Below are 20,705 nucleotides of genomic sequence, written 5' to 3' on the forward strand. Positions count from 1 at the left end.
GACGCTTGGAAATCGGCGCTAAAATGGCTTTGGCCCATCGGCCCATTTTTCAACGGCCATGGAGGGTCATGATCACCACACTTGCAGATCGCATCCGCGGACTTGCCTCGCTTTTTTGGCGCGAGGTGGCCAAATTCGGCGCCGTCGGCGGTGTTGCCTTTGTCATTGACTCGGCTGTCTTTATTTGGCTCTTTTCGGGCCCGATGCACGGCAGCGAAGTCTGGGCGAAGGCTATTGCGACGATCGTGGCAAGTGTGTTCTCGTGGGTTGCCAACCGGTTCTGGACGTTCCGTCACCGCAAGCAAGCCAATGTGGTTCGTGAAGCAGTGTTGTTTGGCGTCATGAACGTCATCGGGCTCCTGATTGCCTCCGGATGCGTGTGGTTCGCCAAATACATTTTGGAGCTGAATGACAAGCCGTCGCTGTTCATCGCGGGGAGCGTAGTCGGCCTGGTCCTGGGCACCATCTTCCGCTTCTTCGCCTACCGATTCTGGGTCTTCAACGAAGAGCTGGATGCCGAGCCCGAGTTCTCTCACGACCATGAGCTTCTGGACCTCCACCACAAGCCCAAGGGTCCAAGCGAAGCCGGCGCTGCAGGCCCGGCAACCGGCGAGGTTCCGTCCATCAAGAACGTCTGACAGTAAACCCCGCAGGCTAGGAACGGCTGACGCGCTCGTTCTCCAGCAGGTGCTCGGTCACGTCGAGGTCCGGATGTACCAAGACCACGGAGCCGTCTTCTTTCCAGGCGCCCAAGGATGCTGCCAGGCATGACTCCAGGCCGTCGGCCGCGCGTACCAGCAGGCGGACACCTGTGTCCTGCGCGGCAGCAAAGCCGTCAATGAGTTCTTCATGGGTGAGGCCTGCAGTCCCGCGCACGGCGGGCAAGCTCGCTTCGGGTTCGTTGTGTGCCATGAAGACGTCGCCGTGGGAGCGGACTTCAGCCGCGTAGTCCACGACGCCGGGAGGCAGCTCCCCGGGCCAGCGCATCGCAAGTGCCGCCAGCGGCACCGCAACGATCGCGCCGAAGCCGGCCCCGGCGCCGTCGTCGGGCTTGTCCGTCGCCAGGAGATCCGCAGAGGTGTCGTCAAAGACCACCTCCATTCCCAGTTGCCACGCAGCCAGGGCCCAGACGAAGGATTTCCAGTGCGCCGGGAGGTCCAGCCTGATGGACGTTCCAGGCTCGGCGTCCAGTTCGTCCTGCAACAGGTTGCTGGTCTTGGCTACCCAGTTATCCAGGACGCGACCTGAGAGCTCAACACGCTCGGAGTCGGGGCCGTACCACGTGAGTCGTGGTGACGTTGAATGACCGGATCGCAGGGCTGTCATCAGGTTCGCTGCCGGGATGCTCATGCGTCAATCTTGCCACGGTGGTTCCTTGACGTCCTTGGGCTTAGCGCCGCAATTGTGAAATGCAACACACTCAGTATTTCCAATCGTTGGGGTGCGTGCCTTGTCCGGGACGAATTTCCGCGGGAATTCAGTGAAAGTTCACCCGAACCGATTCAAGGCTTCCATTTGCCGGCACGACACGCGGCGACCAGAGGCAAAATGTTGGGCGTGGCGCATCCCACGTTTCCACAGGTTCTTGATTATTATCCCGGCGCGGCTTGACTGGCGGGTAGTTACACGCGTGTAATTAGTAATCAACGCCGCTGCACAGAAACCCGGAACGCCACCGGGAATCGGAAACACATCCAAGCAGCAGCTGCAAAATCAGGAGGGACGCCATGGGGCAAGCGTTGCGTATCCAGGAAGATGCAGTCGTCGCAGAACATGCGTCGGTGAAATACCGTTCGCGGGAAGTACCGGGGGATTGGTACGTAGACCCGGCGGACCCGGAAGCGGCAGACCGATATAACCAGAATGTGCAGCAGTCTTTGGAGGATCAGGCAACTGCCCTCCTGGCCGCACATGAGGCATTGATCGGTGACCTGCCCGCTGGGCCGGACGAAGATCTTGACGACCCTCCCATGGAGCTGCGTCGTCCGCTTGAAACTCCGGGGCAACCCGTGTGGATCGGCCTGCCCCAGGGGGACTTCGACGACGAAGGCGAACTCGGCTGGCAGACTGACGCACTCTGCGCACAGACTGATCCCGAGGCTTTCTTCCCCGAAAAGGGTGGATCCACACGGGACGCCAAGAAGGTCTGCGGGGCGTGCAACGTCCGCTCGCAGTGCTTGGAATACGCTCTTGCCAATGACGAGCGGTTCGGAATTTGGGGCGGACTCTCTGAGCGGGAACGTCGTCGGCTAAGGAAGCGAGCGGTCTAATTCTCAAGGAAGTGCACGTTACCGCCGTCGTGGTTTCCCACGACGGCGGCAACTATCTGCCCAGGACACTGGCGGCACTGACGGACCAGACGCGTTCGGCAGATGCCGCCATTGGCATTGATACAGGTTCCACGGATAACTCGCTGGAGTTGCTTCGCGAGGCCCTCGGCCAGCGCAACGTCACCTCGTTCCAGCACGCGAAGTCAGGTTTCGGGGCAGCTGTTCACGCTGGCCTCCAAGAGCTCGCGCCCACCGCCGGCAGCGACGCCAGGGAAGCAGACGCCGTCCAATGGATCTGGCTCCTTCATGACGACGCCGCGCCTGCGCCTGATGCCTTGGCGGAGCTTCTCCATGCGGTGGAACGCGCCCCCTCGGTTACTGTGGCGGGCTGCAAGCAGCTCGGCTGGGACAACGAGCGGCACCTGGTGGATGTGGGACTTTCAACGAGCCGCTGGGCCGAACGCCTCACCTTGATCGACGCCGACGAAGTGGATCAGGGGCAATACGATGCCCGCAGCGACACTTTCGCCGTGAACTCAGCAGGAATGTTGATCCGCCGCGACGTCTGGGAGCTGCTGCAGGGCTTTGACCCCGCCTTGCCCGGAAGCGGCGATGACGTTGACTTCTGCTGGCGCAACTGGCTTGCGGGCAACCGCGTAGTGGTAGTCCCCAGTGCGCGCATGTTCCATGTGGAGCACCGCCCACATGGTTTGGGCACCTCCTCTGCGGCACGTAGAGCCCAGATCCATCTGCGGCTCAAGCACACGCCTTGGTGGAACGTGCCGTTCCAAGCCATGGGCGCCTTGTTCGGTGCGGTTATCCGCCTGGTGTTGAGCATCCTGGTCAAAGAACCGGGATACGGTATCTCGCAGTTCACCGCCACCATCGCCGCCCTCGTCCGGCCCATGGCCATCGCCAGGGGCCGCCGCGTTGCGGCGAGGACGCGACGCGTGCACAGGTCGGTTGTCCGAGGCCTGCAGACGCCCACGCGGGAGGTGCGTGCCAACAGGCGATCGTTGTTGGAAGCGATCCGCCCGGCCGACGAAACCCCGGCCGTCTCCGACCTTTTAGCCCCGGAACCCAGCGGGGATGCTTCGGATGACTTCGCAGCGCTGGCCACCAACGAACGTGGCTGGGTGGGCACAGGTGCCGTCGCGGCCGCGCTGATCGCCTTGGCCGCAGCACTCGTGGGACTGCTGGGGCTGCTCCGCTCAGGCACCGTTGCCGGTGGTGGGCTTATCCCTCTTTCGGCGTCACCGGGAGATATCTGGGCCAATGCGTCAACTTGGTGGATCTCCCTGGGCGCAGGCCTGCCCGGACACGGCGACCCTTTCGGCTATGTGCTGTGGCTGCTCTCCCTCTTTGGAGGCGGCGACGGCAACGCCGCGATGGTGTGGCTGCTGATACTTGCAATGCCCCTGTCCGCCTTGGGCGCATGGTTCGCGGCCGGCGCGCTGACTACCAAACGCCGGTTCCGGATTGCGGCCGCTATGGCGTGGACCGGTGCTCCCGCACTCCTGATCGCGATCAACGAGGGCCGTGCCGGCGCCGTCGTGGCGCACGTGATGATGCCGTTGCTGCTCTTGGCGCTGTTGCGCGCCTCGGGATCGGCCGTGGCCCAAGGGCCCGCCTTCACCGGAACCCAACGCAGCCGTCGTCCGGCCCCGATAGTAGGCAAGCCGGGCATCAACGGAACACCATCGTGGACTGCTGCAGCTGCCGCAGGTCTTGCCATGGCCGTAGTCACCGCCTCTGCGCCGTCGTTGTTGGGTCCCATCGTCGTTGCGGTGATCCTGGCTGCGGTGGTCCTCGGGCAGCGTGGCAAAACACTGTGGTGGGCGCTGCTGCCAACGGTCGCGTTGTTCCTGCCCTACGTAGTATCCGTTCTGGACAGGCCGCGCTCGTTGCTCGCCGATCCCGGATTGCCGTTGACGTTTGAGGCAGCGCCGTTGTGGCAGCAGCTTCTCGGCCAGCCGCTGGCCTTCGATATCGACGGCGGCTTGACCGGTTTGGCGTTCTTCGGTCCTGGCGCTGTGCCTTGGGCCCTGTTGCTGGCTCTGCTCGTCATCGCACCAGTCCTGATCCTTGCCATTGCCGCGTTGTTCTTGCCGGGTAAGCGCGCAGGGCTGGCCCGGGTGTTCTGGTTGGTGGCTTTGGCTACCCTTGCCAGCGGTTGGCTGGTGGGTCATGTGGCTACAGGCGTCAACAACAACGTGATTGTTGGGCCTTTCACAGGCCCGGCCGTATCGGCGGCGGGCATATTGCTGCTGGGCGCTGCCATTCTCGGAGCCGAGAAGCTTTTCGCTGCACCGCGACGGACACCGCAAGCATCACGGCGTCACCTTCCAGTGCGGCGCATTTCTTCGACCGTGGCCATTACGCTGCTGGTCGTGGGCCCTCTTGCAGGAATGACCGCATGGGCTGCCCAGAATGTTCTTCAGCCCACACCGACTGCCGGCGCCATTGCGGCGCCCAAGGCTGCCGAACAGGTGCCGTCCCTTGGGGCCAGCCGCCACGTATGGCCGGTGGACGCGGGCACGTTGCCGGCCACCGCCGTCGACCGTGGCCAGGGACCCGAACGAACGCGAACGCTGGTCATCACCAGTGGTGAGCACGGCGCCTACTCCACTTCGCTAATGCGTGGAGCCGGGACCACGCTGGACAGCTTGTCCACCATTGCCTCGGCGCGGACCATCATTGGTGCACCTGGACGCGAGGAAATTGCGGCCGATGACGCTGCCACTGCCTCCCTCCGCAGGGCCGTGGCCACCATCGTGGCGGGCACGGGCGTGGACCCCCGCGCTGACCTTGAACAACTCGGCGCCGGCTTCGTGGTCCTCAAGGCTGCGGACAACGCCGCGCAGCTGACGGCCAGCAGGATCGACGCCGTCTCCGGACTCGTGGCTGTCGGCCAGACCGACGCCGGGTGGCTGTGGCGTGTGACGCCGCGGAACCAGCCAGCGGCTACTGCCGCCGACACTACCCACCGGGTACGCATCGTGGACTCCCAAGGCGCTCTCATGAGCGCCCTGCCATCCGAAGATGTGACCGTGGATGCCACTGTGCCATCGGGCGAGGAGGGCCGGAAGGTGGTCCTGGCCGAACGGTCCGATCCCGGCTGGAGCGCCTGGATGAATGGCCGCCAACTGCAGGCCACAACATCCGGATGGTCACAGGCCTTTGAGCTACCGGCGAGCGGCGGCGACCTTGAAATCCGCTACAACAACCCTTGGGCCCTGTGGTTCGGAATTCTGCAGGCTGTGGTGATTGGATTGACGGTCCTGTTGGCCGTTCCGATGCCCGCACGCCGCAGCCGAACCGGCATGTCGAGGGACGAAGTGTCCCTCCGTAAGGAGTACAGCAGTGTCTGAGGACCAGAAAAACGTGTCCGGCGACACGCGGGGTTCCACGTCCCGGAGCTCCGCCACGCGGGGTTCCACATCCCGGAGCTCCAACAAGGGAATCATCACCGGCGTGCTGTCAGCAGTGGTCATCCTTGCGGCAGGCGGAGGCGCAGTGGCGGCGACGTCCATGGTGCCCGAACCTTCCGGCGGGACCACCATGGACATCCGCCAGGCTGATGTACCCGCGGGCCGAGCCCTGGGTGTCTGTCCCGAACCAGCGAGGCTTGTGAATGGAACCGTGGTGGGAACCGACGCGGACTTCAGCCCGGTGTCCACCACTGCTGCCAGTGCCCTGAACGCTGTGGTGCTCAGCAACCCGGCCGGAACGGTGCCCGGGAGTAACGTGACATCTCTGGATGGCGAGACGGTGGCCGAGATCGCCAAAGCTCCTGCCACCACGCCGACGCCTACAGTTGGGCCGCCAGTACTGGCGGCCGGTGTGGCGTCCATCAGCCCCGTGAATTCTCCGGCAGTGGTGGGCGCCGAGGCCCTTGGAAACGAACAAGCATCCTTGGCTGCCAACCTTAGCTACTCAGCCTCGGACGGCGATCTCCGTGGCCTCGCGTCAACCCAATGCCAGGCACCGGGCAACGACGCATGGCTCTTGGGAGCCAATACTGCCGTGGGCCGGACAGCTGTCCTGAACGTGAGCAACGCCTCCGAGACGCCGGCCACGGTAAACCTTGACCTGTATGGACACGAAGGGCAGATCCAGGCTCCCGGAGCCCGCGGTCTCTTGGTGGCTCCCGGAACCACCCGCTCGGTGAACCTCGCTGGACTCGCACCGGGTGAATCGCAACTCGCAGTGCACGTGCGCAGCACGGGCGGCCCGGTTGCCTCCACCATCCAGCAGAGCGTGTTGCGTGGAATCGCTCCAGGTGGTGTGGAGTACCTTTCGCCGGGTACGGGGCCGTCCAACCTGCAGGTGATGTCCGGAGTGGACATCCAGGACCCGGCGGCCATCAAGGCGCTGGCCGGCAAGTCAGGCTTCGCGGACGCCGTACCGGCTCTCCAGATCGCAGTACCCGGATCCACCGATGCCGTTGTGCAAGTGAGCCTTTATGGCGCCAACGGTGAACGCAAGATTCCCAATGGGGGAGTGGTGACGGTCAAAGGCGGAACTGTGGCCACCCTTAACCTTGACGGTGTTCCGGCCGGCAGTTATACGGTCAGCGCCAGCTCCGATGTTTCGTTCCTGGCATCAACCAGGCTAATCCGCGGCGCCAAAGCGGAGGAGCCGACGGACTTCGCCTGGTCACCGTCATCGGCCCGTCTCGGCAGCCAGCACCTGGTGGCTGTTCCCCGGGACGGCCAGCGGTCCTTGAGCTTTGGTGTCCCCGAGGGGCGCGGCACTGTCACTTACGCTCCGGTGACCGCCGACGGAAAAGTCGGCAAGGCCGTTGACGTGGACATGTCCGGCGGGACCACCTCCCTGATCGAGCTTCCGGACAAATCCGGCGGTTCGGCTGTGGCGGGCTACGTGGTGTCCGCTTCCGGTGATCCGGTGTACGGCGCCTTGGTACTAGGAAGGCAAGGACGGACAGACGTCTCAGTCGTGGCGATTCAGGACGCGGCGGCGGGACTTGAGAAGGTCCCCGTTTCGGTGGGCTACTAGCGACGTTATTGGTATCGACGCCGGTAGACCGGATCCAGCGTCTCCGGCGGCACGCCGAGCATCTCTGCGGTGTACTCCACCACGACGTCATGGACCAGGTCCTGCAGTTCCTCGCGCGTGGAAGCGCCCTGCTCAACCACTCGACGGTAAACGGTGATCATGGGTGCCTCGCCGCGGCCACCGGGCGTATAGGAACCCATGGGGGCAGTGTTTCCCGTAGCGACGAGTTGCTCAAGGTTGGGTGGGATTTCGTCCACCGCAAAGAGGACGCCGTCCAGCTGTTTGCCCCACATGTCCTGGAGCCGCTCCGCGGAGTCCAGCACCATGTCGTCGAAGCGCTCTGAGCGGGTGCGGAAGCCGGGAAGGTTCGGGAGCATCAGTTCTCCGCGCAGTCCCCGTCCGTGCCGGTTACGCCGGCGTCGCCGGAAACCCCGCGCTTCCGAACCGGCGTGTTCCTCGGACTGATCGCCATCGGCGTCAGTCCACCGGATAGTGAACCCGGGAACATGTGGCTGTGACTGCATATATCGACTTTAGTCCCGAGGAACCGTCAACGCGACCTCATGGCCCGGAGCGCGCCGCGTCGGTTGTTACTGCAGGGAGTTAGCGGGGCGCGGGCGGGCAATGCGCAATGTGCGTGCAGAATGGCGCTAATCTGGGATGTTGTGGGTGCCATTCGTCAATGTTCAAGATCAGCCTGCCGCCAGTCCGCGGTGGCCACTTTGACGTACGTGTACGCAGAGTCCACCGCAGTCCTGGGTCCTCTGGCCACGTACGCGGAACCGCATGCGTACGATCTTTGCTCGCAACACGCAGAGTCCCTCACGGTTCCGCGTGGATGGGAAGTCCTGCGCCTGGCTATGCCCACCACACCGCAGGAGCCCGGCCCGGATGATTTGCTGGCGCTTGCCAACGCGGTCCGGGAGGCGGCTTCGGCCCCCAGTGAAACCCCGGCCCGGCACAGCCACCCCCACATGGAACCGCCCGCTGGTACCGAAGGCACCCGCCGAGGACATTTGCGTATCCTCCGCGAACCGTCCTAGCCGGGCCGTTGCAGCGGCACCATGCTTGGGCCTCGGACGCAATTCGTCGTTCGCATCAAAACAGGATCTCCCTGCGCGGTAGTCTGGAATCTGCAGATATATCCGCCAGCGGCGCCTAGCCGGCGCCATCCAGGGAGCATCATTCATGCCAAAGGTCAGTCCTGAACTGTTGTCCATCCTGCGCTGCCCCGTGACGGGTTCACCGCTGGTCCAAGAGGGCGATGAGTTGGTTTCCACCGATGCCGCTGCGGACGGCGAAAAGCTCCGCTACTCCATTGAGGACGGCATCCCGCTGCTCCTGCCTCCTGAACTGCTGGCCGCAGCCAACGCGGCAACCTCGGGCCAGCACGATTCCAAGGCCTGACACGCTTTCTTTCATCAATTCCGCACGGTACCCCTAAGGACTTCCATGACTTTCGACTTCAAAGTGGCTGATATCACTCTTGCGGAGGCCGGCCGCCACCAGATCCGCCTCGCCGAGCACGAAATGCCGGGCCTCATGTCGCTCCGGGCAGAGTTCGGTGCCTCGCAGCCCCTCAAGGGTGCGCGCATCGCCGGGTCCCTGCACATGACGGTCCAAACTGCAGTGCTCATCGAAACCCTCACTGCCTTGGGCGCGGAAGTTCGATGGGCTTCCTGCAACATCTTCTCCACCCAGGACGAAGCCGCTGCCGCCGTCGTCGTCGGCAAGGGCACTCCGGAGAACCCGCTGGGTGTTCCGGTTTTCGCCTGGAAGGGCGAAACCCTTGAGGAATACTGGTGGACTGCTGAGCAGATTCTCACGTGGCCTGGTGCGGACACCAACCCGGAGTTGGGTCCCAACATGATTCTCGACGACGGCGGCGACGCCACGCTGCTGCTGCACAAGGGCGTGGAATTCGAAGCCGCAGGCGCCGTGCCCACCGCCACCGAGGATGATCCGGAGGAGTACGTCCTCATCCTGGATCTCCTTCGCAGGACCCTTGCCGCGGATCCGCAGAAGTGGACCCGCCTGGCCGCCCGCATCGAAGGGGTCACCGAGGAAACCACCACCGGCGTGCACCGTCTGTACCAGCTGGCGGAACAGGGCAAGCTGCTGTTCCCGGCCATCAACGTCAACGACTCCGTCACCAAGAGCAAGTTCGACAACAAGTACGGCATCCGCCACTCCCTGCCGGACGGCATCAATAGGGCCACGGACGTCCTTATGGGCGGCAAGGTGGCCGTCGTCTGTGGTTATGGCGACGTCGGCAAGGGCGCGGCTGAGGCGCTGCGGGGCCAGGGCTCGCGTGTCATCGTCACGGAGATCGACCCCATCTGTGCTCTGCAGGCCGCGATGGACGGTTATCAGGTTGCCAAGCTGGAGACAGTACTCGCCCAGGGTGACATCTTCATCACCACCACGGGCAACAAGGACGTCATCATGGCCGAGCACATGCTGGGCATGAAGAACAAGGCGATCGTTGGAAACATTGGCCACTTCGACAATGAGATCGACATCGCCGGGCTTGCCAAAATTGCGGGCGTCAAGAAGGTTGAGATCAAGCCGCAGGTCCACGAGTGGGTCTTCGAGGCCGGCACCGCTTCCGAACGGTCCATCATTGTGCTGTCCGAGGGCAGGTTGCTCAACTTGGGCAACGCCACCGGCCACCCGTCGTTCGTGATGAGCAACTCTTTCGCCAACCAGACCATCGCGCAGATCGAGCTCTGGACCAAGAAGGACCAGCCCGCCGGTGAGCGCGAGTATCAGAAGCAGGTCTACGTCCTGCCCAAGATCCTGGACGAGAAGGTTGCACGCCTTCACTTGGATGCTCTGGGTGTGGAGCTCACGGAACTGAGCAAGGACCAGGCGGACTACCTCGACCTGGATGTCGCGGGGCCGTACAAGCCAGAGCATTACCGCTACTAGGCTGCACTAGTACGAAGCTGGGCCCGCATCTGCGGTACCCAAATCGATGGTGAAAGGCCGGACACGCGACCAGCGTGTCCGGCCTTTCCGCTAGAATTGGGTGTTCGGTAACGCTTGCGGGGGACAGGATGACGGGAACCATGACGGAAGTCGCCAAACGGAAAAAGGGCAAGATCCTTGCCATCATGGGAGTCTGCGCAGCTATTGTGGTGGGCGGAATTGGCGTCGTCACGGTGCCCGGGCTGCTTGCAGGTTTCACGCAGGACGCCGCTGTAGCGCCGTCGCCCACTCCCACCGTGGAAGCCAAACCCGTAGAGCTCGGTATCACCCCGCTCGATGGCGCTGTGGAATGGAACCCTGTTGTTGGTCCCCAGATCAAAGCAATCAACGGCAAGCTGAAGGACGTTGTGCTGGCGCCGGTTAGCGGCGGGGCACCTGTGCAAGGCCAGACCAGCCCCGATGGCAGCACTTGGACCACCCTGGAAGTCCTGAAGTTCAAAACCCAATACAGCTACTCCTTCACCGTGGTTGATACTGCGGGGAAAGAGACCAGGAAGTCACAGACCTTCACCACGGTTTCCGCGGCATACGAGGCCGACGCATCCATCTACCCCCGCAACGGCACCACGGCCGGCTCCGGGCAGCCCATTGAAATTAACTTCAGTGAGCCCGTTGTGGACAAGGCGGCAATGGAAAAGCGCGTCGCCATCACCGTTTCCTCCGGCCAGCCCGTGGCATGGCACTGGTATTCGGACAAGAAGGCCAGGATCCGGCCGGAGGCTTTCTGGGTGTCCGGTACCACCGTCACCGTAGACATGAAGCTTTTGGGCGTGGACTTCGGGAACAACATGATCGGCAACGCCGACGTAGTCTCAACGTTCACCACCGGACCCCAGCGTGTGGCCGTGGTGGACGACATCACCAAGACAATGAACGTGTACTTCGATGGCCAGCTGGTTCACACTGCCCCCGTATCCCTGGGTGGGGAGGACTGGCTTTCGCCTACCGGGTACGCGGTGATCATGGAGCAAGAACGCCACTCCAACTTCAACGCCGGGACCATCGGCCTGAAGCCGGGCGACAAAGGCTACTACCCGCCCCTGGTGGTGGAATACGCCAACCGGCTGACGTGGTCCGGCGTGTACGTCCACCAAGCTCTTGAAGCGGCATGGAGCTCCATTGGAGTGGCCAACGTCTCGCACGGCTGTGTGGGCCTGCTGCCGGCGGATGCTGCATGGTTCTTCAACAACATGAAGACCGGTGACGTGGTCCAGGTCCTCAACACCGGCGCACCGGCAGTTGAACCGCTGGAGGGCTTCGGCGACTGGAACATTCCCTGGGCGAGCTACGCTCAGCGGTAGTCCCGCAGTTACGATTGTTGCAGTGATTATTTCCTGCGCGCTTTGACCCAACTTTTCAGCGCTGACGTCTCGTCGGTCCTGCTCTTTGTGCTGCCCTCCACGGTGATTCCGGGTGTCCCTCACGGGAACCCGTTCACGGGTTCCCCGGCTTCTTCCACCGGACCCTTTTTCATCACCTGGAGCACGCATGACCACTTCACCTACACTCAGCCCAGACTGCGGCAACTGCTTTGCCCTGTGCTGCACCGCGCTCGGATTTTCCCGCTCGGCTGACTTCGCCATCGACAAACCTGCTGCTACGCCGTGCCCGAATATGGCCGGCGACTTTTCCTGCACCATTCACCAACGCTTACGGCCCCGGGGCTTCCGCGGTTGCACAGTGTTTGATTGTTTCGGTGCCGGCCAACTGGTGTCACAACACACTTTCGCCGGTACCAGCTGGACTCAGGACCCTTCGTCCAAGTCCTCGATGTTCGCCGTGTTCAAAGTAGTCAGGCAACTTCATGAGATGCTCTGGTACCTCGCAGAAGCCCGGCAACGAACGTTCAATCCGGACCTCGCTTCCACGTCGGACCACCTCTCCGAGCGCATAGCAACCGCCGCGCAAGGCGATGCCTCCACGGTCCTGGCCGCCGACGTCGAAACACTTCACGGCGAGGTCCGGACACTCTTGATGGAGGTTAGTGAGGAACTACGCGCCTCCTACGGGGCGGAGGACAGGCCAACGCCCGACGCCGGACGCCAACCGGGTGCCGACGCTAAGCCGGGCGGCGCTGATCTGATGGGCGCCAACCTCGCGAACCAAAGCCTCTGCGGATCAGACCTCCGCGGTGCATACCTGATCGGAGCCAATCTGAGGAAGTCCGACCTCACGGCCGTCGACCTCCTGGGAGCGGATCTGCGTGGAGCGCAACTCCACGGAGCCCATCTCTCCGGGGCGCTCTACCTGACCCAACCGCAGATCAACGCCGCCGAAGGGGACCGCAACACCCTCCTACCCCCACGACTCACAAGACCGGCTCACTGGTGACTTCGACTGGTGCGGCGGTCGCCAGCCGTCCGGCAGCGTGCGTCTAAGCGAAGAATGAGCGAGCACGCCGAGGACGGCTGGTAACAGCCCACCAGACCTAAGACTCATCAGTGAACGGCAGCTTCCTGAGCCGTTCCCCTACGGTCGCGTTCCGCTGCTCCGCTTGGCGGAGCCGCGTGAGTTCGCGGTTGCGCCGTTCCCCGAGGACTGCGCCTATGTAGTCTTCGGGGATGGTGCCGGCCGGCGGGGGTGGTGCGACGTATCTTGCGAGTTCTGATGCGAGGGAGGCCGCCATGTTGACGCGTGAGGCTGGTGCCATGAGGTAGGCCTGCTGCACGAAGGTTCCGGCGCGGCGGGCGGTGGCATCCGGTACCCTGCCGATGTCTGCCATCGCGACCCATGCTTGGAGATGGTGCGGCGCTACGGGCATGATCCGTGGCGTTGAGGGTACGCGTTGCCGGAGGGAGTAGGTTCCTGCAACGATGTCACCGAGGCGCTTGGATTTGTCGTTGAACAGTGCCACACCGATTGCGAGACCGCCGAAGGTCAAGTAGATCTCCAGGAATCCGAGGAGCCCGCGGATGAGGGCGTGCCGGAAGCGGATGGACCCGCCGTCGTCTCGCACTATGCGTAGTCCTGTGGCGAGCTTCCCCAGGGATCGCCCGCGTGTGAGGGTCTCGACAGTCACAGGGACGATGACCACGGAGAAGATGACGCTGCTGAGGACGAGCGCCTGAATGGCGGCGTCGTCGAGATCCCGGGAGGCCGACGTGATCAGGATGATCAGGAGTATCGCGAGGATGATGTGGGATATGACGTCCAGGATGAGCCCCAGCGCACGCGCGGCGAAGGACGCCGGGCGAAGCTCGAGGACCACTGCCTCGCCTGTGATGATTGAACTCATGCCCGCCCCCGTGGTTCGCCAACGCAGCGGGCGCCCGGAGCGCCCGCACCATCGAGTCTAGCGGCGGGCTGACTCCTTGGTGGATACAGGCGCTAGGGTGGTGGCGTGGACATCGATGCCTTCTCGGCCGTACATGGGGACAAATGGTCGCGGCTTCATTTCCTGGCGCATAAGCGCAGGCTCACGGGTGCTGAGGCGGACGAACTTCTGCGCCTGTATCAAACGGTGTCCGGGCACCTGTCCTTGATCCGTTCTGTGGCACCGGAGACGGGGTTGTCGGCTTCCTTGTCGGCAGCACTGGCCCAGGCGCGGACGAGGTTCACTGGGGCCCGCTCGAATTTCATGGAGGACCTGGCACGGTTTTTCGTCATTTCCCTTCCTGCGGCCTTCTACCGGATCCGGTGGTTGACTGTGTGGTGCGGGCTGGCCTTTGTCCTGGTGGCAGGGGCTTACGCCTTGTGGATTGGCACGTCACCGGAGGCGCTGAGGGCTGTCGCGTCCAGTGATGCCAAAGTGCAGCAGTATGTGGAGGAAGACTTCATCGACTACTACTCCGAGAATCCCGCGGCCTCATTCGCGGGCGCCGTGTGGACGAACAACGCCTGGATCTCCGCGCAAGCAGTGGCCTTTGGCATTACCGGATTCTGGGTGCCGTTCATCTTGTTCATGAACGCGCAGGGGTTGGGTATCGCGGCGGGACTCTTCCTGGCAACAGGGAAGATGGACATTTTCTTCAGCTACATCCTTCCGCACGGCCTCATGGAACTCACTGCCGTCTTCATTGCGTGTGCTGCAGGGCTGAAGATTTTCTGGGCCATGGTGCGTCCTGGCCCGAGGACGCGGCTTCAGGCTGTGGCTGATGAAGGCCGTTCCCTCATTACTATTGCCCTCGGATTGGTGCTGGTTTTGCTGATCTCCGGCATTGTGGAGGGTTTCGTGACACCGAGCCCGCTGCCTGTATGGGCCAAGATCGCCATTGGTGCGCTGGTTTTGGCCGGTTACTGGGTCTACACCTTGGTGCTCGGTAGGAAGGCAGTCCGAGCAGGCGTCACAGGAGATATGGACGCCAACGACGCCGGTTACCGCAGCATTGCAGCATAGACCTTACAGTTACGTTTCAATCTGGTCGCAGCCGGGGTGGCACCGCGTGTCTCTGTAATGCCGGGCGGTAGGCTCGAATGCAGACAAGAGAGCCGGCAGCAAGCAATCGCCGGTGGATGCCTACGGAAGTGAACCCGCTGTGAGCGACAAGAGCCCAAAACCACAAGAACCGGACACGGACGTCCACGAGGACCCCAACGAACCGGCCTTCGACTGGATGAAGCCCAAAACGTCCAGTGGCGCTTCCGCGGCCACTCCTGCAGCGAATACCGGACCCACACCTGTGGACGCAAAGCCGTCCGTGAGTCCCACTACTGCGACGCCCGCCAACGGCCAGCCTGAGAGCCGCGCGGACCGGAAGGCTGCTGAGGCCGCCGACAACGGGGCTGAGCCGCCGTTGTTCGCTGACACCCTGGCGGACGCTTCCACCGCCAAGCAGCCGTCGCACTATTCGGAACCTTTGCCGACGTCGGCCCTTCAGGTCCGTCCGCCGGACGACGAAGTGGCGCGACGAAACGCCGAACGCGAGCAAGCCGCAAAGGTAAAGCCGATGGGCCCGCGGATTTTCCAAGTGCTGTTGGCTGTTTTCTACCCGGTGATCCTCTTGGTGCTCGCCGTCCGGGCAGTGACCAGCCCGCTGTTCCTGTGGGTGGAGTACAACCGTCCGGGTTTCCCCGGCGACGGCTACGGTTTCAGCACTGACGACCGCATGACGTACGGTTCCTACGCCGTTGACTACCTCAGCAACTGGGCCGGTCCGCGCTACCTTGGCGGCCTGGTCAACCAGGACGGCGCAAAGCTCTTTACCGACAGCGAAGTCTCGCACATGGCCGACGTGAAGCTGGTCATTCTGTCCTCCTTCGGAGCAGGGCTTTTGCTCATCATCCTGAGCATCATCGGCATCCTGTATCTGCGTCAGCGAAGCACCGGCGGGATCCGCCGCGGCCTCTTTGCCGGATCGATCGTCACGCTGGTCATCATCATTGCTCTCGCTGTTTTGGCAGCCCTGAGCTGGCAGCAGTTCTTCACCGAGTTCCACCGGCTCTTCTTTGCCAACGGAACGTGGACATTCTCGCTGGAGGACACCCTGATCCGGCTCTTCCCGGGACAGTTCTGGATCGACGCGGGCATTGTCATCGGCGCCCTGGTGTTCCTCGCAGCGACGGTGACGTTCATCTTCACGTGGCCCACCAAGCGGCGTCGTGGCCTTGCGGACAAGCAGGAGGCCGCGGACGCTGAGTCTTCCGCGCAGGAAGTCGACGATGAGCCCGTATCCGCTGACATCCGCCAGGAGGCTACGGAGGCCCGCCGTTAGCTGAAGCCTAACGGACACGATCCGAATAACTTTTCACTTCGTGTCCGTTCTTCGGTTATCGCGCCGCGAAGGCCACTTTGAACCTGAAGTGGCGAAGGCGGAATCCTGCGGAGTAGACGGGGGGACTTGGCCGGGATAGTGAGCAGGGACAAGGCCGCCAGCATGGCGACTTGGAAGCTCCAGATCCCCAGGAACAGCGCGATGCCCGTGTGGAGCGAAACGCCAAGAGCAAACCAGAGAAGCCGGTACCTGACAGGCGTCAGCAACGTCACTGCCAGGAGCAGCTCGATCAGGAGTGCGCCCCACGACATGGCGAGGGATATCACCGGGTTATCCGTCAGCAGGGCAAAGGCATCCTTGAGGGCTCCGGAGGGGCCGAAGAAACCAGCGCCGATGTAGTAGAGGGCCGAGCCCTCGGCCCACTCGGTCTGAAACATCTTTCCGGTCATGGAGTAGAAGTACAACACGGAGACTTGTATCTTCAGGGCGGCCAGGGAGACAGCAGCAATGCCGGCCCGGTGTTGCAGGCCCCAAGATCCCGCCCTGGCCCGCGACCAGTGGTTCAGTCGTGGATCCGTGAGGCAGATCGGAACCAACAGCAGTGCCAGGTTTGACGTAATCTGGTCCCCGCCGTCCGGGATTGAGATACCTGTCGCCACGCTGAAGGCGACCCACGCATGCAGGACCCCCGTGAGCTGGGGCAGGACCCCTGAGATCACCAGCAACAGGATGACCACGCCGACCGCCTTGGCGAGGCCGAGCTGCTCATGCGGAATGACACAGAACAGGCCAAACGATTCAACTCCGCGGCAGAGTGGATAGTTGCCCACACCAAGAACTGGCCGGAACAGTGCGTCGTTGCTCGTGAAAATCAACGTCAGCAGGGTGCCGACAGCCAGAACGCTCCGCATCATCCCCATGAAGGGCGACCAGACCACAGACAGCGTAATTCGGGGAATCTCCACGATGGTTGAGAGCTTATTGGCCATTGCAGTCCACACGCAGCTTGATAACCTTGTCTACCTTTTCCCTCAGTGACGTTTGGTGCCTGAATGACCAAGGCACGGGAGTGGTCTGTACGAGTACGACATCACCGCAAAGCGTGGGGGAGGCAACGGTATTGGTGACGACAGACGAGGGTGTGTCATGCACGCGTTCCGCGCATTCCTGTAGGACCGGGCTGGAGCAATCCATCCAATTCCCGGCATCGGACCCACCGGATATCAAAGCGACCTCAACGCCTTGGGCACGGCCTTCCCGGCTGACACCAAAGAGGTTCTCGACCCGGGTAGTTGGAAGTTTGCTCAACGACGTAAAGGAGCCGTTGGCATCTTCGCGGTACGGAGCAATGGAAGGATCGCGGGGCGACTTGGAAAAGAAGGCCCACCCTTGAGGCATGGCTGACACGGCGTTTGGTTTCACTTGGTCGAAGTAGGGCAGCGTCAGGATCGTTGAAGGAATTGACGACAAAATGGAGTACGTCCCCAGGACCAGGAGGCCAACTACGGGGGCCAGGACATGAAGGGGGCTTACTTGCGGTCCCATTGAGGGTGTCCAGCCAGCAGCGGGGACACCCTCAACGGTGTGTACGGAGGTCATGTATGGGGCCGGGATCAGTCCTGCGACAGGGCCGCTGTGAATTGGGAAATGCTGTTCTCGCTCTCCAGTTGTGAACCCGCGGTGCCCGCGGAGGGCCAGAAGGCCACTTTGGCGTACACCACCACGACGGCGGCAGCGGCAACAGAGACGTTGACGCCCACTGCGTAGTTGACGGCCGCGGCGACATCCCATACTGCTGCGGCCCAAATGAAGACGGGGACGGCCGCCAAGGGGTTTGCGGTGTCTGACTTTGCCAGTGCCGTAACCTGCTGCGGTTCAGACTTCAGGAGGTCCGTCATGATTTTCTGAACTTGCTTGAATTTCGCATCAACCCGCAGGACATCGCCACTGGTGAGGGCTGCGTGGAAGGTGGCGAAGAATTTAGGATTCTTGGCCTCGATGGCAGACACCACCGCGTCTGCTGCCTGGACTTGTCCCTCTTGGTTGGCTGCGGACTGCGCGAATTCTTCGTAGGAACCGTCGTTCAGCTTTTCCCGGACTTCAGCTACCTGTGGTCCGACGCCAAAGTAGATTGCCTTGAACAGCCCTTTGCCTTCGGACGTGGCATCCTTTACTACATGCCGCATGACGGCGTGGGTTTGCGAGGGTGCTGCCGAGGCGACTCCGCTTGAGCCCAGGGCGATGGCGGCGGTCAGTGCCACAGCTCCTGCTGACAGGGGCCAGGTTCGTTTCGACAATTTGTTCTCCTCTTTTAGTGGTTTGCTTCGGTCAGAACACGAATGAGCTGTTCAGGGCGGTCCGTGCTGGCGATGACGGTCTTACCGCTTTTCATCTCGATATTGATCTCGGGACCGCCGACGAGGTACCCGACCATGCCGGGCCCCATGTATCGGAATCCGTAACCACTGGGACCGGCCGCGTTGTCCGTGGTCAACATCGCGATTTCATCCCTGGGTAATGTCCGTTTGAAGATGTCGCAGAAGGCGATCACGACGTTCTGCGAGTCGACCTTGACGGTGACGGTCATGAACGCGATGAATGAACCAGCTGCGGTGATGACCAGCGGTGCGAAGAGCACTTCCGGTGTGTTCTTCAGGACGATCAGCACGAACAGCACCGGGCCCAGCGCAACCATTGTGAAACCCGCAACTCGAGGTACCAAGGTAGCCCGGACACGCGAGTAGTAGAGCGTCGGTGTTGGTATGCCTGATGGTGTAGCCATGAGTTCCCCTTTGAACGTTTGGTTCGTGAGGAAACGCTACGGGCACAACAACGGCACCTAGGGAGAAATTGGCCCAACTAGGTGGCGATTTTGGCCGAATTAGGTGCCGAATTGGTAGCACTAGGTGGTGATCCGAGCCCTGTGCAGGGTGGAGCCCCTACTTCTCGTAGAGTTTCTCCACAGCCGCCGAAAAGTCGCTGAGCACCGCGGCCCGCTTCAGCTTGAGCGACGGCGTCAGGTGTCCTGACTCCACGCTGAGTTCGGCCGTGATGAACGCAAACTTCTTGATCGACTCAGCAGCTGAGACGAGCTTGTTGGCCTGGTCCACTGCCGATTGAACGGCCGACCTGACGCGGTCATCTCCAGCGGCTTCGTCGGGTGTCATTGCGCCCACTTTGTTCTCGGCGCACCACTCCGCAAGCCCTTCGGGGTCCAGGCCGATCAGTGCGGCGACGAAGGGCCGCCCATCGCCCACAACCACTGCATGGCCCACCAAGGGGTGTTCGCGCAGCTTTTCCTCCAAGGGAGCCGGGGCTACATTCTTCCCAGCGGCCGTGACCAGGAGGTCCTTCTTCCGGCCGGTGATGGTCAGGAAGCCGTCGGCGTCGAGTTCGCCCAGGTCTCCGGTACGGAAGAAACCGTCAACGAAGGCAGCCCGGTTGGCCTCTTCATTATTGTGATAGCCCTTGAAGACACCGATTCCCTTGACCAGCACCTCGCCATCCTGAGCAACCCGGATGGTGGTTCCGGGGAGGGGAATGCCAACAGTGCCGATGCGGGACATGCTGGGCGTATTGACGGTGCAGGGCGCCGTGGTTTCCGTCAGGCCATAGCCCTCCAGCACCGGAACGCCTGCGCCGTGGAAGAAGTGGTTATCCCGGAGGCTGAGGGGACTGGCGCCGGACACCGTGTAGCCCACGTCGCCGCCGAAGACCTCCCTCACCTTGGGATAGAGGAGCTTGTTGAACATGGAGTGCTTCAGGCCCAGAAGCCAGCCCGGACCGGTCCCCTCGCCACGTGCGGCGAGGTCCACCGCCGTCGAATATTCCACTGCGGTGGCGGAAGCGGCCGAGAAGAGCGCGGACTTGCCGCTCATGGCCGCTTTGTGGTTGGCGCCGGCGTAGACCTTCTCGAAAATGCGGGGCACGGCGAGCAGGAAAGTGGGCTTGAAGGACCCAAGGTCCGCCATGAGTCCGCTGGCGCCTGCACTGTGTCCCAGCGTGATGCCGGCCGTGAGGCAAACAACCTGGACCGCCCTGGCGAGGACGTGCGCCAGCGGCAGGAACATCAGCGTCCGTGCGCCTTGCTGCATGAGTAGCTCGGGAAGAAACGGGATGACGTTTCGCGCCACGAGGACAAAGTTGCCGTGGGTGATTTCGCAGCCCTTGGGCTTACCGGTTGTTCCGGAGGTGTACACGATGGAGGCGACGCTGGCCAGGTTCGCTGCGCTGCGCTGACGTTCCAGTTCGGCGTCCATGATGCCGATTCCGACGGCGGAGACGCTGGTCAGGTTGGGTGCGTCGCCGTCGTGCTCCATCCGGACGATGGTCACGGGGTCCTCGCCCAGGACAGACGACTGCTCAACCAGGGCATGGACCTGATCTGCTTTGGCGGCGTCCTCCACAAAGATGCGCCGGGCTCCGGAATCCGTGAGGATCCATTCGATCTGGCTTGCCGACGACGTCTCATAAATGGGCACGGTAACTCCGCCGGCCATCCAGATGGCGAAATCCACCAGGGTCCACTCAAAACTTGAGCGGGAAAGCACAGCCACTGGATCGCCCGGGTTCAGCCCGCCTGCGATCAGTCCTTTGGCCAAAGCCGTGACGTCGGCAAGGAACCTCGCCGCGGAAACGTTCAGCCAACCATTCGCCGTCTTGTGCGCGTACAGGTTACCGAAGGGATCCTTGTGGCAGCGTTCCAGGAGGAGGTCCGTCACGTTGGTGTTCGGGTCCGCCTCGACCAGGAGCTCCGTGCTTGCTTCCCTCACTG

The 20,705-nt window shown here is 62.6% G+C and carries 19 protein-coding genes; 11 read left to right on the top strand and 8 right to left on the bottom strand.

Features of this window, described 5'->3' with window-relative positions:
• Positions 1–68: 68 nt before the first annotated feature.
• A complete protein-coding gene (locus tag ARUE_RS06255; RefSeq protein ID WP_011774037.1) occupies positions 69–638 on the top strand; it encodes a GtrA family protein in 570 nt (189 codons plus the stop codon).
• 16 nt (positions 639–654) lie between these two features.
• Here ARUE_RS06255 and ARUE_RS06260 read toward each other — a convergent pair whose 3' ends face one another.
• A complete protein-coding gene (locus tag ARUE_RS06260) occupies positions 655–1,350 on the bottom strand; it encodes a TIGR03089 family protein (RefSeq protein ID WP_011774038.1) in 696 nt (231 codons plus the stop codon).
• A 377-nt stretch (positions 1,351–1,727) separates the two neighbouring features.
• Here ARUE_RS06260 and ARUE_RS23680 point away from each other — a divergent pair, with 377 nt between their 5' ends.
• Genes ARUE_RS23680 through ARUE_RS06275 form a run of 3 tightly spaced genes read left to right on the top strand, consistent with a single transcriptional unit; the run spans position 1,728 to position 7,289 of the window.
• Positions 1,728–2,270 (top strand): WhiB family transcriptional regulator, encoded by a 543-nt coding sequence (locus ARUE_RS23680; RefSeq protein WP_014921116.1) that lies wholly within the window; start codon positions 1,728–1,730, stop codon positions 2,268–2,270.
• An 11-nt stretch (positions 2,271–2,281) separates the two neighbouring features.
• Positions 2,282–5,641, top strand: a complete 3,360-nt coding sequence (locus tag ARUE_RS06270; protein WP_014921117.1) for a glycosyltransferase family 2 protein — start codon at positions 2,282–2,284, stop codon at positions 5,639–5,641.
• Positions 5,634–7,289, top strand: a complete 1,656-nt coding sequence (locus tag ARUE_RS06275; RefSeq protein WP_014921118.1) for a DUF5719 family protein — start codon at positions 5,634–5,636, stop codon at positions 7,287–7,289. Before ARUE_RS06270 ends, ARUE_RS06275 begins: the two co-directional genes overlap by 8 nt.
• 5 nt (positions 7,290–7,294) lie before the next feature.
• Here ARUE_RS06275 and ARUE_RS06280 read toward each other — a convergent pair whose 3' ends face one another.
• Positions 7,295–7,813 carry a metallopeptidase family protein gene (locus ARUE_RS06280; RefSeq protein ID WP_011774042.1) on the bottom strand — a complete coding sequence of 173 codons (519 nt, stop codon included), beginning with the start codon at positions 7,811–7,813 and terminating at the stop codon, positions 7,295–7,297.
• A 120-nt stretch (positions 7,814–7,933) separates the two neighbouring features.
• On the opposite strand from ARUE_RS06280, the gene ARUE_RS06285 reads away from it, so the two are divergent.
• From ARUE_RS06285 to ARUE_RS06305, 5 genes are all read left to right on the top strand, one after another.
• Positions 7,934–8,332, top strand: a complete 399-nt coding sequence (locus ARUE_RS06285) for a DUF3499 domain-containing protein (protein ID WP_011774043.1) — start codon at positions 7,934–7,936, stop codon at positions 8,330–8,332.
• A 145-nt stretch (positions 8,333–8,477) separates the two neighbouring features.
• The gene (locus ARUE_RS06290; protein ID WP_011774044.1) at positions 8,478–8,696 is read left to right on the top strand and encodes a Trm112 family protein; all 219 of its coding nucleotides are present in this window, start codon (positions 8,478–8,480) and stop codon (positions 8,694–8,696) included.
• A 45-nt stretch (positions 8,697–8,741) separates the two neighbouring features.
• Positions 8,742–10,220, top strand: a complete 1,479-nt coding sequence (gene ahcY / locus ARUE_RS06295) for an adenosylhomocysteinase (RefSeq protein WP_011774045.1) — start codon at positions 8,742–8,744, stop codon at positions 10,218–10,220.
• A 140-nt stretch (positions 10,221–10,360) separates the two neighbouring features.
• Positions 10,361–11,581, top strand: a complete 1,221-nt coding sequence (locus ARUE_RS06300; protein WP_238324555.1) for a L,D-transpeptidase — start codon at positions 10,361–10,363, stop codon at positions 11,579–11,581.
• A gap of 187 nt (positions 11,582–11,768) precedes the next feature.
• Positions 11,769–12,611: a pentapeptide repeat-containing protein gene (locus ARUE_RS06305; protein WP_043469932.1), complete on the top strand. Its 843-nt coding sequence runs from the start codon at positions 11,769–11,771 to the stop codon at positions 12,609–12,611.
• A 97-nt stretch (positions 12,612–12,708) separates the two neighbouring features.
• On the opposite strand, the gene ARUE_RS06310 is transcribed toward ARUE_RS06305, so the two are convergent.
• A complete protein-coding gene (locus ARUE_RS06310) occupies positions 12,709–13,515 on the bottom strand; it encodes an RDD family protein (protein WP_011774049.1) in 807 nt (268 codons plus the stop codon).
• A gap of 105 nt (positions 13,516–13,620) precedes the next feature.
• Here ARUE_RS06310 and ARUE_RS06315 point away from each other — a divergent pair, with 105 nt between their 5' ends.
• Together ARUE_RS06315 and ARUE_RS06320 are read left to right on the top strand one after the other, a co-directional pair.
• On the top strand, positions 13,621–14,616 hold the full coding sequence (locus ARUE_RS06315) for a stage II sporulation protein M (RefSeq protein WP_014921121.1): 996 nt from the start codon (positions 13,621–13,623) through the stop codon (positions 14,614–14,616).
• A 139-nt stretch (positions 14,617–14,755) separates the two neighbouring features.
• A complete protein-coding gene (locus ARUE_RS06320; RefSeq protein ID WP_043471083.1) occupies positions 14,756–15,931 on the top strand; it encodes a TIGR01906 family membrane protein in 1,176 nt (391 codons plus the stop codon).
• On the opposite strand, the gene ARUE_RS06325 is transcribed toward ARUE_RS06320, so the two are convergent.
• From ARUE_RS06325 to ARUE_RS06345, 5 genes are all read right to left on the bottom strand, one after another.
• On the bottom strand, positions 15,928–16,920 hold the full coding sequence (locus tag ARUE_RS06325) for a sporulation-delaying protein SdpB family protein (RefSeq protein ID WP_014921124.1): 993 nt from the start codon (positions 16,918–16,920) through the stop codon (positions 15,928–15,930). The genes ARUE_RS06320 and ARUE_RS06325 overlap by 4 nt on opposite strands.
• Positions 16,910–17,476: an SdpA family antimicrobial peptide system protein gene (locus ARUE_RS06330; RefSeq protein WP_043469933.1), complete on the bottom strand. Its 567-nt coding sequence runs from the start codon at positions 17,474–17,476 to the stop codon at positions 16,910–16,912. Before ARUE_RS06330 ends, ARUE_RS06325 begins: the two co-directional genes overlap by 11 nt.
• Positions 17,477–17,544: 68 nt before the next feature.
• The gene (locus ARUE_RS24065; RefSeq protein WP_162486126.1) at positions 17,545–18,228 is read right to left on the bottom strand and encodes a sporulation delaying protein family toxin; all 684 of its coding nucleotides are present in this window, start codon (positions 18,226–18,228) and stop codon (positions 17,545–17,547) included.
• Positions 18,229–18,242: 14 nt separating this feature from the next.
• Positions 18,243–18,713 (bottom strand): hypothetical protein, encoded by a 471-nt coding sequence (locus tag ARUE_RS06340; RefSeq protein ID WP_162486127.1) that lies wholly within the window; start codon positions 18,711–18,713, stop codon positions 18,243–18,245.
• Between the two features lie 157 nt (positions 18,714–18,870).
• The gene (locus ARUE_RS06345; protein WP_014921128.1) at positions 18,871–20,703 is read right to left on the bottom strand and encodes an AMP-dependent synthetase/ligase; all 1,833 of its coding nucleotides are present in this window, start codon (positions 20,701–20,703) and stop codon (positions 18,871–18,873) included.
• Positions 20,704–20,705: the final 2 nt, after the last annotated feature.

It is taken from the genome of Arthrobacter sp. Rue61a (assembly GCF_000294695.2).
In the GTDB taxonomy this organism is placed as follows: domain Bacteria; phylum Actinomycetota; class Actinomycetes; order Actinomycetales; family Micrococcaceae; genus Arthrobacter; species Arthrobacter aurescens_A.